This is a genomic window from Rhodoferax sp. SPJ21, from assembly GCF_058216335.1.
In genome coordinates, this window is the sequence record NZ_JBYZMO010000001.1 from 297829 (window position 1) to 314427 (window position 16599).

Genomic DNA, 16599 nt, shown 5'->3' on the forward strand with positions numbered 1-16599 from the left:
ACTGACCCCACCATGAGCACGTCCATCCGCCAAGCCGACTTGATCGAATCCGTAGCTGCCGCGCTGCAGTACATCAGCTACTACCACCCCGCTGACTACATCGCCCATCTGGCCCGCGCCTATGAGCGCGAACAAAGCCCGGCGGCCAAGGACGCGATTGCGCAAATCCTGACCAACAGCAAGATGAGCGCCACCGGCCAGCGCCCGATCTGCCAGGACACCGGCATCGTCAACGTGTTCCTGAAAGTGGGCATGGACGTGAGCTGGGAAGGCTTCACCGGCAGCCTGGACGACGCCATCAACGAAGGCGTGCGCCGTGGCTACAACCACCCCGACAACACCCTGCGCGCCAGCGTGGTGGCCGACCCCCACTTCGACCGCAAGAACACCAAGGACAACACCCCCGCCGTGATCTTCACCGAGATCGTGCCTGGCAACACCGTGGAAGTCACGGTCGCAGCCAAGGGCGGCGGCAGCGAAAACAAAAGCAAGATGGTCATGCTCAACCCCGGCGACAGCATCGTCGACTGGGTGCTGAAGACCGTGCCCACCATGGGCGCTGGCTGGTGCCCGCCCGGCATGCTGGGCATAGGCATCGGCGGCACCGCCGAAAAAGCCGTGCTGATGGCCAAGGAAAGCCTGATGGACGACCTGGACATGTACGAGCTGCAAGCCAAGAGGGCGTCCGGTGCCGAGCTGACCAAGGTCGAGGCCCTGCGCATCGAGCTGATGGAAAAGGTCAACGCCCTGGGCATTGGCGCACAAGGTCTGGGTGGCCTGACCACCGTGCTGGACGTGAAGATCAAGATGTACCCCACCCACGCCGCCAGCAAGCCCGTGGCCATGATCCCCAACTGTGCCGCCACCCGCCACGCCCACTTTGTGATGGATGGCAGCGGCCCGGTCTACCTGGACCCACCATCGCTGGACCTGTGGCCCAACGTGAACTGGACGCCCGACTACAAAACCAGCAAAAAGGTGGACCTGAACAATCTGACCAAGGCCGAAGTCGCCAGCTGGAAGCCCGGCGACACCCTGCTTTTGTCCGGCAAGATGCTGACCGGCCGGGACGCCGCCCACAAGCGCATCCAGGGCATGCTGGCCAAGGGCGAGCCGCTGCCCGTGGACTTCACCAACCGCGTCATCTACTACGTCGGCCCGGTGGACCCTGTACGTGACGAGGCCGTAGGCCCCGCCGGCCCCACCACCGCCACCCGCATGGACGGCTTCACCGAAATGATGCTGGCCGAAACTGGCCTGATCGCCATGATCGGCAAAGCCGAGCGCGGCCCGGTCGCCATCGAAGCCATCAAGAAGCACCAAAGCGCCTACCTGATGGCCGTGGGCGGCGCCGCCTACCTGGTGAGCAAGGCCATCAAGACCGCCAAGGTGGTGGGCTTTGCCGACATGGGCATGGAAGCCATCTACGAATTCGACGTGGTGGACATGCCCGTTACCGTGGCCGTGGACGCCGGTGGCACCAGCGCCCACATCACCGGCCCAGCCGAATGGCAAAAGAAGATCGCCACCGGCGAATTCAAGGGCATCGGGGTGGCTGCAGCTTGAGTCTAAACACGGCCTCGGTCGGGGTCTTCGACAGCAGCATCGGCGGCCTCAGCGTCTTGCAGGCGCTGCACGCCGAGCTGCCGCTGGAGCACTTCGTCTACCTGGACGACGGGGGGCACGCGCCGTACGGCGAGCGTGGCGACGCCTATGTGATCGCCCGCAGCCGGGCGGTCACACAGCATCTGCGCAGCCGCTACGGCATCAAGGCCCTGGTGATTGCCTGCAACACGGCCACCATGGCCGCGGTAGCCCTGCTGCGCGCCGAGCATCCAGACCTGCCCATCATCGGCGTGGAGCCTGGCCTGAAGCCCGCAGCGGCTGCAAGTAAAACCAAGCGCGTGGGCGTAATTGGCACGCGCGGCACCGTCACTAGCGCCAAGTTCGACGCCCTGCGGCGCAGCCTGCAGAGCCAGGCAGAGTACATCGTGCAGCCCTGCGACGGCCTGGCGGACGCCATCAGCCGCAGCGTGGCGTCATCCGATAATTCAAAAACAATAGCACTCTGCGCAGATTACATCAGCGCCATGGGCCAATTTGGCACACAGGCCGGTCAGATCGACACCCTGGTGCTGGGCTGCACCCACTATGTGTTCGTGCAAGACCAGCTGGCGGCTTTGGTGGGCCCGCAGGTGCAAATCTTGTCCACCGGCGAACCGGTAGCACGGCAGACACGCCGCCTGCTTGAGGCCGCGCAGACTCTGGCCACCACCGGCCCGGGCCGGGTCCAGCTCACCACCACGGGCGACCCGGCGGTGCTGCAGGCCGCCGCCCAGCGCTGGCTGGGCTTCACTACCGAGCCGGCCTTTATTGCAAGTTTCTCGGCCAGCCCCGATCAGGCCTTGCCGGTAGAACCGTAACCGCCCTCACCCCGCTCGGACGCGGTGGGGAATTCATCCACGATATTGAACTGCGCCTGCACCACCGGCACGATCACCAGCTGCGCCAGGCGCTCCATGGGGTCGATGGTGAAGGGCACCGTGCTGCGGTTCCAGGCGCTGACCATCAGCTGACCCTGGTAGTCGCTGTCTATCAAGCCCACCAGGTTGCCTAGCACGATGCCGTGCTTGTGGCCCAGGCCGGAGCGCGGCAGTATCAGCGCCGCAAAGCCAGGGTCGGCCAGGTGAATGGCAATGCCGGTGGGCACCAGCTTCCAGGCGTTGGCAGCCAGGGTCAGCGGCTCGTCCAGGCAGGCGCGCAGGTCCAGGCCGGCACTGCCGGGGGTGGCATAGGCAGGCAGCTGGTCTGCCATACGGGGGTCAAGAATACGAACGTCGATTTTCATGAGGGATGTACAGGAGAAATGCGGGTAGCGATCTCGGCGACCAGGCGGCGCGCCAAGCTCAATTTGGAAGCATGGGGTAGTTCGGTGGCGCCGTGCGCGTCCACCAACAGCAGGGCATTGTCGTCCTTGCCAAAGGTGGCCGGGCCGATATTGCCCACCAGCAGGGGCACGCCCTTGCGCTTGCGTTTGGCCTGGGCGTTAGCCAGCAGGTCCTGGCTCTCGGCCGCGAACCCCACGCAGAACAAGGCGCCGCTCAAAGCGCGGGCGGATTGGGCCACGGTGGCGAGGATGTCGGTGTTCTCTACAAACTGCAGCTGGGGCGTGGCGCCCGAGCCGTCTTTCTTAATTTTCTGCTCGGCGGCCTGGGCCGGTCGCCAGTCGGCCACCGCTGCAGTTGCTACGAAAATAGTAGCTGCCTGCGCAGATTCCACCACCGCCGCAAGCATGTTTTGTGCAGATTTCACATCGATGCGTTTCACGCCGCGCGGCGCAGCCAAAGCCACCGGTCCGGCGACCAAGGTCACCTCGGCACCGGCTTCGCGCGCCGCACGGGCGATGGCAAAACCCATCTTGCCGCTGCTCAGATTGGTAATGCCACGCACTGGGTCGATGGCCTCGTAGGTCGGCCCGGCCGTGACCAGCAGGCGCTGGCCGGCCAGCGGTTTGGGCGCGAAGAAAGCAACTACCTCCTCCAGCATTTCGGCTGGCTCCAGCATGCGGCCGTCGCCGGTTTCGCCACAGGCCTGCGGGCCGTTGCCCACGCCCAGCAGATGCGCGCCGTCTTCGGCCAGCTGGGCCATATTGCGCTGGGTGGCGGGGTGCACCCACATTTCGCGGTTCATCGCCGGGGCAATCAGCAAGGGCACCTTGGCGATCGGCCGGGCCAGGCACAGCAGGCTCAGCAATTCGTCCGACCGGCCCTGCACCAGCCGCGCCATGAAGTCGGCGCTGCAAGGCGCGATCAGGATGGCATCGGCCTCGCGGCTCAGGTTGATGTGCGGCATGGTGTTGGGCTCGCGCGCGTCCCACTGGGATGTGTACACCGGCCGCCCGCTGAGCGCCTGCATGGTGGTGGGCGTCATGAATTGCTCCGCCGCCTCGGTCATCACCACCTGTACCGTGGCGCCCTGCTTGATCAGCAGCCGGCACAGCTCTGCCGATTTGTAGCAGGCGATGCCGCCGGTGAGGCCCAGCACGATGTGCTTGCCGGCCAGGTCGCCATCCGCCGAATGAAGTGTGTTGGGATTCATGGCGGGCAATGTAGCAGAGCACAACAGCCCCATACCCACCCTTATCACGCCCTTATAATCACCATTTCCACCTCCTCGGGATTACGTCCCGACTTTGAGATGACCAAATTTGTCTTCGTCACCGGCGGTGTCGTGTCTTCCCTCGGCAAGGGAATCGCTTCAGCCTCTCTTGCAGCCCTCCTCGAATCCCGTGGCCTCAAAGTCACCCTCATCAAGCTGGACCCCTACCTCAACGTAGACCCCGGCACCATGTCGCCCCTGCAACATGGCGAAGTGTTTGTGACAGACGACGGCGCAGAAACCGATCTCGACTTGGGCCATTACGAGCGTTTCGTTGAAACGCGCATGCGCAAGTCCAACAACTTCACCACCGGCCAGATCTACCAAAGCGTGCTCGACAAAGAGCGCCGTGGCGACTACCTGGGCAAGACCGTGCAGGTCATCCCGCACGTCACCAATGAAATCCAGGAATTCATCAAGCGCGGCGCCCGCTTCGGCGAAGACGACGCAGTAGACGTGGCCATCGTGGAAGTTGGCGGCACCGTGGGTGACATCGAGTCCCTGCCCTTCCTGGAAGCCGTGCGCCAGATGAGCCTGAAGCTCGGCCCGAACAACACCGCCTTCGTGCACCTGAGCTACCTGCCCTGGATCGCGGCCGCTGGCGAGTTGAAGACCAAGCCCACCCAGCACACCGCCAAGCAACTGCGCGAAATCGGCATCCAGGCCGACGTGCTGCTGTGCCGCGCCGACCGCCCGATTCCGCAGGAAGAGCGCTCCAAGATATCGCTGTTCTCCAACGTCGCCGAATGGGGTGTGATCTCCATGTGGGACGTGGACACCATCTACAAAGTGCCGCGCATGCTGCACGAACAAGGCCTGGACGGCCTGATCTGCGACAAGCTACGCCTGAACACCCCGCCCGCCAACCTCAAGCGCTGGGACGACCTGGTGTATGAAACCGAGCACCCCAAGGGCGAAGTCAACATCGCCATGGTCGGCAAATACGTGGACCTGAGCGACAGCTACAAGTCGCTGAACGAAGCCCTGCGCCACGCCGGCATGAAGAACCATGTGCGCGTGAAGATCAACTACATCGACTCCGAAACCATCACCCCGGCCACCGTGTCCCGCCTGGGTGGCTTCGATGCGGTGCTGGTGCCCGGCGGCTTCGGCAAGCGCGGCATCGAAGGCAAGATCTGCGCGGCCCGTTACGCCCGTGAGCACAAGGTGCCTTACCTGGGCATCTGCCTCGGCATGCAGGTCGCTACCATCGAATTCGCCCGCCATGTGGCTGGCCTGCTTGACGCCAACAGCACCGAGTTCGAACCCGAAACGCCCCACCCCGTGATCGCGCTGATCAACGAGTGGAAAGACGCCGACGGCACGATCAAGATACGTGACGAGAACTCCGATCTGGGTGGCACCATGCGCCTGGGAGCGCAAAGCTCTGACGTGGCGCCTGGTACGGTCGCCCATAGCATCTACGGCGATGTCGTGACTGAACGCCACCGCCACCGTTACGAAGCCAATGTCAACTACCTGGACCGCCTGCGCGAATCCGGCCTGGTGATCTCGGCCTTGACGCAACGCGAACAACTGACTGAAATGGTCGAGCTGCCGCAAAGCACCCACCCCTGGTTTGTGGGCGTGCAGTTCCATCCCGAGTTCAAGTCCACCCCCTGGAACGGCCACCCGCTGTTCAACGCCTTCGTGAAGGCATCCCTGGACCACCAAGGAACCAGCAAATGAAACTCTGCGGATTTGACATTGGCCTGGACAAGCCCTTCTTCCTGATCGCAGGCCCCTGCGTGATCGAGTCTGAGCAGCTGCAGATGGACACCGCCGGCACGCTAAAGGAAATCACCACCGAGCTGGGCATTCCCTTCATCTTCAAGAGCAGCTTCGACAAGGCCAACCGCAGCAGCGGCAACACCTTCCGAGGCCCGGGCATCGACAAAGGCCTGGAAATACTGGCCAAGGTGAAGCGCGAACTGGGACTGCCGGTGCTGACCGACATCCATGACGAATCGCAGATCGCCCAGGTTGCCAGCGTGGTTGACGTGCTGCAAACCCCGGCCTTCCTGTGCCGCCAAACCGATTTCATCCGCGCCGTCGCCCAAAGCGGCAAGCCGGTGAACATCAAGAAGGGCCAGTTCCTGGCCCCCGGCGACATGAAGAACGTGATCGACAAGGCCCGCGCGGCAGCCAAGGAAGTTGGCCTGAATGAAGACAACTTCATGGCCTGCGAACGCGGTGCCAGCTTTGGCTACAACAACCTGGTCAGCGATATGCGCAGCCTGGCCATCATGCGCGAAACCCACGCCCCCGTGGTGTTCGACGCCACCCACTCGGTGCAGTTGCCTGGCGGACAGGGCACCAGCAGTGGCGGGCAGCGCGAAATGGTGCCCGTGCTGGCACGCGCCGCTGTCGCCGTGGGCGTAGCCGGCGTGTTCATGGAAACCCACCCGGACCCGAGCAAGGCCATGAGCGACGGCCCGAACGCCGTGCCGCTAAAGCATATGCGCGCCCTGCTGGAAACGCTGCTGGCATTGGACCGCGTGACCAAGAAAAACGGCTACCTGGAAAACAGCTTTTCCGTGTAATGACTCACCCCCAGGCTCCAGTGCTGTGCACTTTTCGCCAACCCCCTTGCAGGGGGCAACACCGGCAGCCTGGCAAAGCCAATTCTGCGGTGTTTTGGAAGGCGCGCGTTGGGCCTACGCGACACGTATGAATAGTTACAAGCCCTAAACATTCAACACCTCGCCGCATCTGCAACACAAAAGCCGTGCAAAAATCCGCTGTACAGACTAGTGCGCCCTAAGCCACGCCCGATTTTTATTTAACTAGGAAGACAAAAAATGAGTGCAATTGTTGACATCGTCGCCCGTGAAATCCTGGATTCACGCGGTAACCCTACCGTGGAATGTGATGTACTGCTGGAATCCGGCACCATGGGCCGCGCGGCTGTGCCATCCGGCGCATCCACCGGTTCGCGCGAAGCCATTGAGCTGCGCGATGGCGACAAGAAGCGCTACCTGGGCAAGGGCGTGCTCAAGGCCGTTGAAAACATCAACACCGAAATCGCCGAAGCCGTGCTGGGCCTGGACGCTGCCGAACAAGCCTTCCTGGACAAGACGCTGATCGACCTGGACGGTACCGAAAACAAATCCCGCCTGGGCGCCAACGCCATGTTGGCCGTCTCCATGGCCGTGGCACGCGCTGCGGCTGAAGAGTCCGGCCTGCCCCTGTACCGCTACTTCGGCGGCATGGGCGGCATGCAATTGCCTGTGCCGATGATGAACGTCATCAACGGCGGCGCGCACGCCAACAACAGCCTGGACCTGCAAGAGTTCATGATCATCCCGGTGGGCGCACCCAGCTTCCGCGAAGCACTGCGCTACGGCGCCGAAGTGTTCCATGCGCTGAAAAAGATCCTGCACGACAAGCACATCAGCACCGCCGTGGGCGATGAAGGTGGCTTTGCGCCTTCCGTGGAAAACCACGAAGCCGCGATCCAGCTGATCCTGGAAGCCATCTCCCAGGCCGGCTACACCGCTGGTGAAGACATTGTGCTGGGCCTGGACTGCGCTGCCAGCGAGTTCTACAAAGACGGTCAGTACGTGCTGGAAGGCGAAGGCGGCATCAAGCTGTCGGCCGCACAATGGACCGACATGCTGGCCACCTGGTGCGACAAGTACCCCATCATCAGCATCGAAGACGGCATGGCCGAAGGCGACTGGGACGGCTGGAAACTGCTGACCGACCGCCTGGGCAAGAAAGTGCAGATCGTGGGCGACGACCTCTTCGTCACCAACACCAAGATCCTGCAAGAAGGCATCGACAAGGGCATCGCCAACTCGATCCTGATCAAGATCAACCAGATCGGCACCCTGACCGAAACCTTCGCCGCCATCGAAATGGCCAAGCGCGCCGGCTACACCGCCGTGATCTCGCACCGCTCGGGCGAAACCGAAGACTCGACCATTGCCGACATCGCTGTGGGTACCAACGCTGGCCAGATCAAGACCGGTTCGCTGAGCCGTTCCGACCGCATGGCCAAGTACAACCAACTGCTGCGCATAGAAGAAGACCTGGGCGACGTGGCCACCTACCCTGGCCGTAAAGCCTTTTACAACCTGAAGTAATGCTGGCCTGCCGGCTAGACGCCCATATGCCAGCCCTGCTCAAAGGGCTGGTGGGGCGTCACGCCGGCATGGCTGCGTTTTAGGCGCAACAAATATGGGCTCACGCGTCGTCCCTGTGATTCTGCTGGCTTTGCTGGGCATGCTGCATGCGCAGCTCTGGCTGGGACGCGGCAGCCTGCCCGAAGTAAACCGCCTGCAGCAAAAGCTGGAGTCGCTGCGCGAGCACAACGCGGCTGCCCAGACGGCCAACGACCAGCTGAGTGCCGAGGTGCGCGACCTCAAAGAAGGCCTGGAAATGGTGGAAGAACGTGCCCGCTTCGAGCTGGGCATGGTCAAGGCCAACGAAATCTTCGTGCACATCACCGCACCGCGCATGCCCCGCTGATCGCGGCCCCAGAGTGTTGAAAATCGCCTTATTGGGCGCAGAAAGCACGGGCAAAACCCAGCTGGCCCAAGCCCTGGCAGATAGCTTACGTGCCCGCGGACACAACGTCGCCCTGGTACCTGAATGGTTGCGCACCTGGTGCGACCAAGCCGGACGCACGCCCCGCGCCGATGAACAACTGGACATCGCACGCACACAAGCCGCACACATCGCGCAAGTGCCCGCCGCCACCGAATATCTGTTGGCCGACACCACACCCCTGATGACCGCCGTCTACAGTGATCTGCTGTTTGGCGATGACGCGCTTTACCCTCTGGCTTGGGAACTGCAACGCGGCTTTGACATGACGCTGGTCACCGGGCTGGACCTGCCCTGGGTGGCCGATGGCCTGCAGCGCGACGGCCAGCACATGCGCGAACCCGTAGATACCCGGCTGCGTGCGGCCCTGGCGGGCGGCGGGATTGCCTACCAGGTGGTCTATGGCCGGGGCATCGCGCGCAGCGCCCACGCCTTACATGCTATTGATTCAATAGCTGGTGGCGCAGATAAAACCTGCGCCACCGGCCTATTTTCTGCACAAAAGCCCTGGGCCTGGAACTGCGAAAAATGCAGCGACCCGGTCTGCGAACACCGCCTGTTCAGCGGCTTACTGAACCGCTGACGGCCCCGGCAGCGTGGCGTCAGGCGTGGTGAACAGCTGGGCTGCATCTACCGGGTCAAACCGGTACTGCTTGCCGCAGAACTCGCAAGCCACTTCCACCTGCCCGCTCTCGGCCAGGATGCTCTCCACCTCGTCCGTGCCCAGGCTACGGATCATCGCACCCACGCGCTCACGGCTGCAGGTGCAGGCAAACTTGGGCGCTGTCGGCCCCATGTGCGGACTGAACATCAGCACCTGCTCTTCCCAGAACAGGCGGCGCAAAATGGTGTCCACGTCCAGCGTCAGCAGCTCCTCGCGCTTCAAGGTCGAAGCCAGATGGGCGATACGGTTGTAGTGCTCGCTCTGGCCGATTTCGTCCTCGTTCTCCTGGCTCACCAGGCTGCCGGCCAAATTCTTCTCACCCTTGACCGGCAGGCGCTGGATCAGCAGGCCAGCGGCCACTTTCTCGTCGGCCGCCAGCACCATCAGCGTGTCCAGCTGTTCACTTTGCAGCATGTAGTGCTGGAGCACGTCGCTGAGCTTTTCCAGCTTTTCATGTCTGTCGCCAAACAGCGGTACCACGCCCTGGTAGGGCTGCTGGCCGGGGAACTTGTCCTTCGGGTCCAGCGTGATGGCGCAGCGCCCTTCGTTGTTGACGTTGACCATCTGGCTCAGGCTGGCGCCCACCGGTACCTCGCCCATCACACTGGCGGTGGTGCGCAAGCTCAGGTCCGGCTGCACCTCGACCACGGCCACCTTGACCGGGCCGTCGCCAAAAATCTGCAGCACCACGGCGCCGTTGAACTTGATGTTGGACTGCATCAGCACGCCGGCCGCCGTCATCTCGCCCAGCAGCTCGGCCACTGGCGGGGCATACGGCCCCGAGTTGCTGTTGGAGGCACGGCGCTGCAGGATTTCCTGCCAGGCGTCGGTGAGGCGCACGATGCAACCGCGTACGGGCAGGCCGTCGAATAAGAATTTATGGAGTTCAGACACTGTGTTTCCCTAACAATTGCATTTCTAGATATGGCGACGACTTGCACCGAAGCAAGCCCAGGCAATGGGCTGAACGCTCCAACACCAGAGATACCACAGAACCGGCTCTGCCGGGCTGTAGGTATCGCCCCCTGCAAAGGGGTTGGCGGAAACGCGAAGCGTGGAGCCTGGGGGTATACGCATAATTGTAGGTATGGAACTTCGACAACGCGCACTGCAGGCTCTGTGCCTCGCCGACCCACAGGAAAAAGTGGCTGCAGCGCAGCTATTACAAGCGCAAGCAGCTACGCTTTCAATAGCAAAACATGCGCAAGCCCCCAGCGCCCCGGTACCCGGGCGCCCGGGCCGCCCGCTGCTGGTGGAGCGCGTGACCAAGCCCCAGCGCTCGCCCTTCACCACCGATGGCCTGGCCACCTTGCTGCACACCGTGGCGCATATCGAATTCAACGCTATCAATCTAGCCCTGGACGCGGCCTGGCGCTTTGACGGTATGCCCGACGCGTACTACCGCGACTGGGTGCGCGTGGCCAGCGAGGAAGCCCTGCACTTCCAGCTGCTGCGCGGACTGTTGCAAGAGCTGACGGACGGCGAGCAGCGCTGGGACTACGGCGACTTCCCGGCCCACGACGGCCTGTGGACGGTCTGCGCCGCCACGGCGGTGGATGTGGTGGCCCGCATGGCCCTGGTGCCGCGTACGCTGGAGGCGCGCGGGCTGGACGCCACACCGCTGATCCAGGCCAAGCTGCGCTGCGTCAACACACCCGCAGCACGGCGGGCCGTGGAAATACTGGACACCATCTTGCGCGACGAAATTGGCCATGTCGCCGTAGGCAACCGCTGGTACCGATGGCTGTGCGAGCGCGACAGTCTGGACCCCGTTGCCCATTACCGCGTGCTGCTAGACCGCTTTGACGCCCCGCAGCCCAAGCCACCGTTCAACACCGATGCCCGACGGCAAGCCGGCTTTACGGATGCCGAACTGGCTGCGTTGCTACAGTAATTGCACATCTAATCCATTGGATGTACGCTGATTCCCCTCTGTCCATCGCAAGCAAGTTACGATAGGACGAGACTGCATCTACCCGCCCCCAAGACATGCCCCCATCCGACACCCCTTCCGCACCAGCTACTCCTGATACCAGCGGCGCCATCGCAATTGCGCGCCAGCCCATCATGGACGCCCAGCGCGCCGTGACGGCCTACGAACTGTTCGACCGCTCCACTGCGCACCACAACGCCGCCAGCGATGTCGCGCTGATCTTCAACGCCATGACCCACACCGGCATGGACTCGCTCATCGGCAAGGTCACCATCTTTGTCAACTGCACCTACGAAAGCCTGGCCGGCGGCCACCTGGACTTGGTACAGCCCGACAAGGTGGTGCTGGAAGTCGGCCCGGTACCCGGCCATGCGCCGGATGAAATCGCGGCGCGCCAGCACACGCTGCAAGAGTTGCGCAAACGTGGTTTCCGCCTGGCCTTCAACCACACGGTGCTGGCACCGGTTTATGCCGGATGGCAGCCGCTGGCCGATTTCGTCAAGCTGGACCTGCGCGCGCTCAAGCCAGAGCAGCTGCAAGTCATCGCACAGGCGGTAAAGACCCGCACCAAAGCCGCCATCGTGGCCGAAAAGATTGAAACCGAAGCCCAGTTCGCCACCATGGCCAGCTATGGCGCGACCCTGTTCCAGGGCTACTGGTTTGCCCGGCCCGACGTCATCAAGACCAAGGTCGTCACGCCCGCCCAGGCCCATGTGCTGCAGCTAATCAATCTGGTGCGCAACCAGGCCACGACCGACGAGATTGAGAAGGTCCTGAAGGCCGACGCCATCCTGGGCTTCAACTTGATGCGCCTGATCAATTCCGCCAGCTTTGGCCTGAACAACGAGATCACCTCCTTCCGCCAGGCGGTGATGTTGATGGGCCTGAAAAAGCTGTTCCGCTGGGCCGCCCTGTTGCTGACTGCTGCCCGCGCCGATGGCGCTGCCGCTGCCGTGGGCACCACTGCGGTGGTGCGCGGACGGATGATGGAGCTGCTGGCCACCGGCACCCTGACGCCGGAGGAGTGCGATGGAGCCTTCGTGGTGGGCATTTTCTCGCTGCTCGATGTGATGCTGGGCATCCCCATGGAACAGGCGCTGGACCTGTTGTCCCTGCCACCGGCCGTGAACGAGGCCTTACGCAGCGGCAGTGGCATTTATGGCTCCATGCTGGCGCTGACCAAGGCCTGTGAAAACAATGACGACGACGCTTTCAACGCAGCGGCACATTCCTTGCAATTCACAAACCACCACATCAACATGGCGCATATGGAGGCCATGGTCTGGGCCGACGGGCTCACGACCTAGCTCACATCCTGATACAAAGCCCCCTTTCGATCTCAAGCCTCCTTAAAATCGATCGCACACCCGCATTTCTTACTTTTGAGTGTTTCTTCAGCTGCCATGTCCACCATTCCCGACCAACTCCACAGCCTCACGCAGTCCCAAGACGAAGCGCTGGAAAACCGGGTACGTATTGCACGCCAAGCCATCGTGGACGAAAACCGCGTGGTCTTCGGCTACGAGCTGTTTGACCGCTCCCAGCCCGCCGAAGGCTATTCGGCAGATTCCGATGCGGCCCTGCTGGTCAACGCCCTGTCGTTCACCGATACCGAAGCCCTGGTGGGCAAAAAACTGGTCTTTATCAACTGCACGCTGCAGAGTTTGACAGGCGGTCATCTGGAGCTGGTCCACCCCGACAAAGTTGTGCTGGAAGTTCCGCCCGTACCCGGCAACGTGGTGGAAGACATCGAACGCCACGCCTTGGTGTTACAGGATCTGCACAAACGCGGCTTTCGTTTCGCCTTCAACCACACGGTCCTTACCAAGGGTTACGCATCCTGGCGCCAGCTGGCGTCGTACGTCAAGCTGGACATGACGGCGCTCAAGCCCGAGATGGTCGAGCCTTTCGTGCAGTTTGCCAACAAGAACACCAAGGCCATGCTGGTCGCCGAAAAGGTGGAAACCGCAGCCCAGCACAAGACCTTGGCCGGCTACGGCATCAAGCTATTCCAGGGCTACTGGTTCTCCAAACCCGCCCTGGTGGCGGCGCAAACCGTGCGGCCCTCGCAGGCCACCATACTGCAGCTGATCAACCTGGTGCGCAAACAAGGCGAGATCAACGACATTGAGGTGTTGCTCAAGCGCGACCCTACCCTGTCCTTCAATCTGCTGCGCTTCATCAACTCGTCCGGTTTCGGCCTGAGTTGTGAGGTCACCTCCTTCCGCCACGCGGTGATGATTCTGGGCATGACGAAGCTTTACCGCTGGGCCTCGCTGCTGCTGACCACATCACGTGGCGAAGGGGGTGCCCCTCCCGCCGTAGGCCAAACCGCCGTGGTGCGTGGCCGGCTGATGGAGTTGCTGGCAGCCGAAATGCTGACCCCCGAAGAATGCGACAACGCCTTCGTGGTGGGCGTTTTCTCGTTGGCCGACGTGATGCTGGGCATGCCGCTTGCCAAAGCGCTGGAGTCGGTCGCCCTGCCCCAGCCGGTGCTCGACGCCTTGCTGTACCGCACCGGGGTTTTCGCCCCCTTTCTGGCGCTGACCGAGGCCTGTGAAAACGGTGACGACACGCAGTTTGCGCGCAATGCCGAAGCCCTGCATCTGTCAAACAAACAGGTCAACTGGGCCCATCTGCAGGCCCTGGCGTGGGCCGACGCCGTCGGCGCCTGATCTCTTCCGCCTGCCAGCTCAGGCGGTTTCCAGCGCGCCGCGGCGAATCTGGTCGCGCTCTAGCGACTCGAACAGGGCCTTGAAGTTGCCCTCACCAAAGCCCTCGTCGCCTCGGCGTTGGATGAACTCAAAAAACACCGGCCCCAGTTGGGTCTGCGAAAAGATCTGCAGGAGCAGACGGGGCGTGCCGCCCTCGGTGCTGCCATCCACCAGAATGCCCCGGGTTTGCAAGGCGCCCACATCCAGGCCGTGGCCAGGCAGCCGGCTGTCAAGCATCTCGTAGTACACCTCGTTGGGTGCGGTCATCAGCGGTACGCCGGCCAAGGCCAGTTTGTCCACGGCCGCCAGCAGGTCGTCGCAGATCAAGGCGATGTGCTGTATGCCTTCGCCGTTGAACTTCATCAAATACTCTTCAATCTGCCCGCCGCCCTGGCGCGACTCTTCATTCAGCGGGATACGGATCTTGCCGTCTGGCGCAGTCAGGGCCTTGCTGGTCAAGCCGGTGTATTCGCCCTTGATGTCGAAGAAGCGGATCTCGCGGAAGTTGAACAGACGCTCGTAAAAATCAGCCCAGAAAGCCATGCGGCCACGGTAGACGTTGTGTGTCAGATGATCGATCAACTTCAGGCCGTGGCCCACCGGGTGGCGGTCCACGCCGTCGACGAAATTGAAGTCGATGTCGTAGATGGACTTGCCGTCTTCATAGCGGTCTATCAGATACAGCGGTGCGCCGCCTATGCCCTTGATGGCGGGCAGGTTCAGCTCCATGGGGCCGGTGGGGATTTCAATCGGCTGCGCACCCAGCTCCAATGCCCGGCGGTAGGCATGGTGCGAATCTTTCACCCGAAACGCCATGCCGCAGGCGCTGGGGCCATGCTCCGCTGCGAAGTAGCCGGCCACGCTCTTGGGTTCGCGGTTGACGATGAAATTGATGTCGCCCTGGCGGTACAGCAGCACGTCTTTGGAGCGGTGGGTCGCCACCAGCGTGAAGCCCATGTGCTCGAACACCGACTCCAGCAGGCCAGGCGTGGGCGAAGCGAATTCCACAAACTCAAAGCCCATCAAACCCATCGGGTTGTCGAAAAGGTCAGCCACAGCATGTCTCCTAATTAAACAGATGGCCTGATCATTCCGCAAAGCACACGCAGTTTTAATGCGAAATTTCTTTAAATTTTGACGTTTTATGTACTATCAAAACCCCTACCAACGCTCCTGAAGCCGCCCGCCCAAGAACCCGTCTACGATGCAGCATCTGCACACGCAGCGTCACGGACCGGGGTCGCATACGCCCCATCTGAAGGAGAAAACCTATGCAAGCATTGCGCGGACTGGCCTTTTTGCTGCTGGTGCAAGCCCTGGGCGAGGGCATCACCCACGGCCTGGGCCTGCCCTTCCCGGGCCCGGTGGTGGGGCTGGTGATTTTGCTGCCGGCCCTGGGCTGGGCCTGGGTGCGCGAACCCGTCGCAGCCATGGCCGAGCTGCTGCTGGGCCATCTGTCGCTGCTGTTTGTGCCGGTGGGCGTGGGTGTCATCACCCATTTGCAGCTGGTGTCGCAATACGGTGCGCAGCTGCTGGTGGTGATCGTGCTATCCACATGGATCGGCCTGGCGGTGACGGCCCTGGTGCTGCGCCAGTTGCTGCGGGAAGAGCCCACGCAAGAAAAGCCCGCACAGGAAGACAGCCATGGCTGATTTCGTCCAACTGTGGGTCTACCTGGCCACCACGCCGCTGTTTGGCCTGACGGCCACTCTGCTGACCTATGTGGCCGCGCAGGCGTTTTACGAACGCATGGGCCGCGCGCCCTGGGCCAACCCGGTGCTGTGGTCGGTGGTGGTGCTGGGCTGCGTGCTCGTCGCCACGCACACGCCCTACCCCAGCTACTTTGCCGGCGCCCAGTTCATCCACGTGCTGCTGGGCCCAGCTGTAGTGGCGCTGGCTTGGCCGCTGTGGCTGCGCCGCCATGAGGTACGCCAACGCGGCGTGGCACTGACCCTGGCGGTAGTGGCCGGCGGCGTGGCGGCGGCCGCCAGTGCCGTGGCCATGGCCTGGGCCCTGGGCATGCCGGACGACGTAGTGCGCTCGCTAGCGCCCAAGTCGGTCACTGCCCCCGTGGCCATGGGGATTGCCGAACGCATTGGCGGCGTACCCGCACTGTCCGCCGTGTTTGCGGTGCTGACCGGCCTGGTCGGCGCCTTGTCGGGCAAGTACCTGTTCAATCTGCTGGGCATCACCAGCTGGGCCGTGCGCGGCCTGGCGCTGGGCACGGCGTCGCACGGCATAGGTGCCGCCCGGGCCTTACAAGTCCACCCCGACGCAGGTGCCTACGCTGGCATTGCGCTGGGCATGCAGGCGATTTTGTCCTCGGTGCTGATGCCGTTGGTCTTTGGCTGGTGGGGATGAGGCCGTTTAGAAAAATTGGCTTTTTAGTCCTCTAGCGCAGGTATTACTTGCGCAAGCAGCTATAAAAACAATAGTAATCTGCGAACCCGGGGCGCGGGCAAGCTACGCAGCACGGATTGCAGAATTTCATCCTACAAGGCCGCATCGTCCGCATCATCCTGGTGACCACCGCCGTGGCCTTTGTGAGCTTTTCGGCGAAGGCGCGCTGGCTGGTCTGA

The 16599-nt window shown here is 62.7% G+C and carries 16 protein-coding genes; 12 read left to right on the forward strand and 4 right to left on the reverse strand.

Translation table 11 applies throughout. From position 1 onward, the window contains the following. The first annotated feature begins 12 nt into the window (after positions 1–12). Together AC4BBN_RS01265 and murI are read left to right on the forward strand one after the other, a co-directional pair. Positions 13–1566, forward strand: a complete 1554-nt coding sequence (locus tag AC4BBN_RS01265; protein WP_490590142.1) for a fumarate hydratase — start codon at positions 13–15, stop codon at positions 1564–1566. After that, positions 1563–2423, forward strand: a complete 861-nt coding sequence (gene murI, locus AC4BBN_RS01270; RefSeq protein ID WP_490590143.1) for a glutamate racemase — start codon at positions 1563–1565, stop codon at positions 2421–2423. The genes AC4BBN_RS01265 and murI overlap by 4 nt, the downstream gene beginning before the upstream one ends. Here the strand turns inward: murI and dut are convergent. Together dut and coaBC are read right to left on the reverse strand one after the other, a co-directional pair. After that, positions 2399–2848, reverse strand: coding sequence for a dUTP diphosphatase (dut, locus tag AC4BBN_RS01275; RefSeq protein WP_490590144.1), 450 nt, complete (start codon positions 2846–2848; stop codon positions 2399–2401). The genes murI and dut overlap by 25 nt on opposite strands. Then, positions 2845–4098 carry a bifunctional phosphopantothenoylcysteine decarboxylase/phosphopantothenate--cysteine ligase CoaBC gene (gene coaBC, locus AC4BBN_RS01280; protein WP_490590145.1) on the reverse strand — a complete coding sequence of 418 codons (1254 nt, stop codon included), beginning with the start codon at positions 4096–4098 and terminating at the stop codon, positions 2845–2847. The genes dut and coaBC overlap by 4 nt, the downstream gene beginning before the upstream one ends. A gap of 99 nt (positions 4099–4197) precedes the next feature. Here coaBC and pyrG point away from each other — a divergent pair, with 99 nt between their 5' ends. The 5 genes from pyrG to AC4BBN_RS01305 all read left to right on the forward strand — a co-directional run bounded on the left by pyrG (position 4198) and on the right by AC4BBN_RS01305 (position 9292). Continuing rightward, positions 4198–5847, forward strand: a complete 1650-nt coding sequence (gene pyrG, locus AC4BBN_RS01285; RefSeq protein ID WP_490590146.1) for a CTP synthase — start codon at positions 4198–4200, stop codon at positions 5845–5847. Continuing rightward, positions 5844–6701 carry a 3-deoxy-8-phosphooctulonate synthase gene (gene kdsA, locus AC4BBN_RS01290; protein ID WP_490590147.1) on the forward strand — a complete coding sequence of 286 codons (858 nt, stop codon included), beginning with the start codon at positions 5844–5846 and terminating at the stop codon, positions 6699–6701. The genes pyrG and kdsA overlap by 4 nt, the downstream gene beginning before the upstream one ends. 258 nt (positions 6702–6959) lie before the next feature. Next, positions 6960–8246: a phosphopyruvate hydratase gene (eno, locus tag AC4BBN_RS01295; protein WP_490590148.1), complete on the forward strand. Its 1287-nt coding sequence runs from the start codon at positions 6960–6962 to the stop codon at positions 8244–8246. 94 nt (positions 8247–8340) lie between these two features. Beyond that, positions 8341–8631, forward strand: coding sequence for a septum formation initiator family protein (locus AC4BBN_RS01300; protein ID WP_490590149.1), 291 nt, complete (start codon positions 8341–8343; stop codon positions 8629–8631). A gap of 13 nt (positions 8632–8644) precedes the next feature. Continuing rightward, the gene (locus tag AC4BBN_RS01305; RefSeq protein ID WP_490590150.1) at positions 8645–9292 is read left to right on the forward strand and encodes an AAA family ATPase; all 648 of its coding nucleotides are present in this window, start codon (positions 8645–8647) and stop codon (positions 9290–9292) included. On the opposite strand, the gene hslO is transcribed toward AC4BBN_RS01305, so the two are convergent. Next, positions 9278–10267 (reverse strand): Hsp33 family molecular chaperone HslO, encoded by a 990-nt coding sequence (gene hslO / locus AC4BBN_RS01310; protein ID WP_490590151.1) that lies wholly within the window; start codon positions 10265–10267, stop codon positions 9278–9280. The two genes, AC4BBN_RS01305 and hslO, sit on opposite strands and share 15 nt — an antisense overlap. Before the next feature lie 193 nt (positions 10268–10460). On the opposite strand from hslO, the gene AC4BBN_RS01315 reads away from it, so the two are divergent. The 3 genes from AC4BBN_RS01315 (at position 10461) to AC4BBN_RS01325 (ending at position 13981) form a co-directional block, all read left to right on the forward strand. Then, a complete protein-coding gene (locus AC4BBN_RS01315) occupies positions 10461–11267 on the forward strand; it encodes a ferritin-like domain-containing protein (RefSeq protein WP_490590152.1) in 807 nt (268 codons plus the stop codon). Positions 11268–11362: 95 nt separating this feature from the next. Then, positions 11363–12613, forward strand: a complete 1251-nt coding sequence (locus AC4BBN_RS01320) for an EAL and HDOD domain-containing protein (RefSeq protein ID WP_490590153.1) — start codon at positions 11363–11365, stop codon at positions 12611–12613. A gap of 96 nt (positions 12614–12709) precedes the next feature. After that, the gene (locus AC4BBN_RS01325) at positions 12710–13981 is read left to right on the forward strand and encodes an EAL and HDOD domain-containing protein (RefSeq protein WP_490590154.1); all 1272 of its coding nucleotides are present in this window, start codon (positions 12710–12712) and stop codon (positions 13979–13981) included. A gap of 18 nt (positions 13982–13999) precedes the next feature. Here AC4BBN_RS01325 and hppD read toward each other — a convergent pair whose 3' ends face one another. Continuing rightward, on the reverse strand, positions 14000–15076 hold the full coding sequence (gene hppD / locus AC4BBN_RS01330) for a 4-hydroxyphenylpyruvate dioxygenase (protein WP_490590155.1): 1077 nt from the start codon (positions 15074–15076) through the stop codon (positions 14000–14002). 215 nt (positions 15077–15291) lie between these two features. Between hppD and AC4BBN_RS01335 the strand changes: the two genes are divergently transcribed. Both AC4BBN_RS01335 and AC4BBN_RS01340 read left to right on the forward strand, forming a co-directional pair. After that, positions 15292–15672 (forward strand): CidA/LrgA family protein, encoded by a 381-nt coding sequence (locus AC4BBN_RS01335; RefSeq protein ID WP_490590156.1) that lies wholly within the window; start codon positions 15292–15294, stop codon positions 15670–15672. Further along, the gene (locus AC4BBN_RS01340; protein WP_490590157.1) at positions 15665–16381 is read left to right on the forward strand and encodes an LrgB family protein; all 717 of its coding nucleotides are present in this window, start codon (positions 15665–15667) and stop codon (positions 16379–16381) included. Before AC4BBN_RS01335 ends, AC4BBN_RS01340 begins: the two co-directional genes overlap by 8 nt. Positions 16382–16599: the final 218 nt, after the last annotated feature.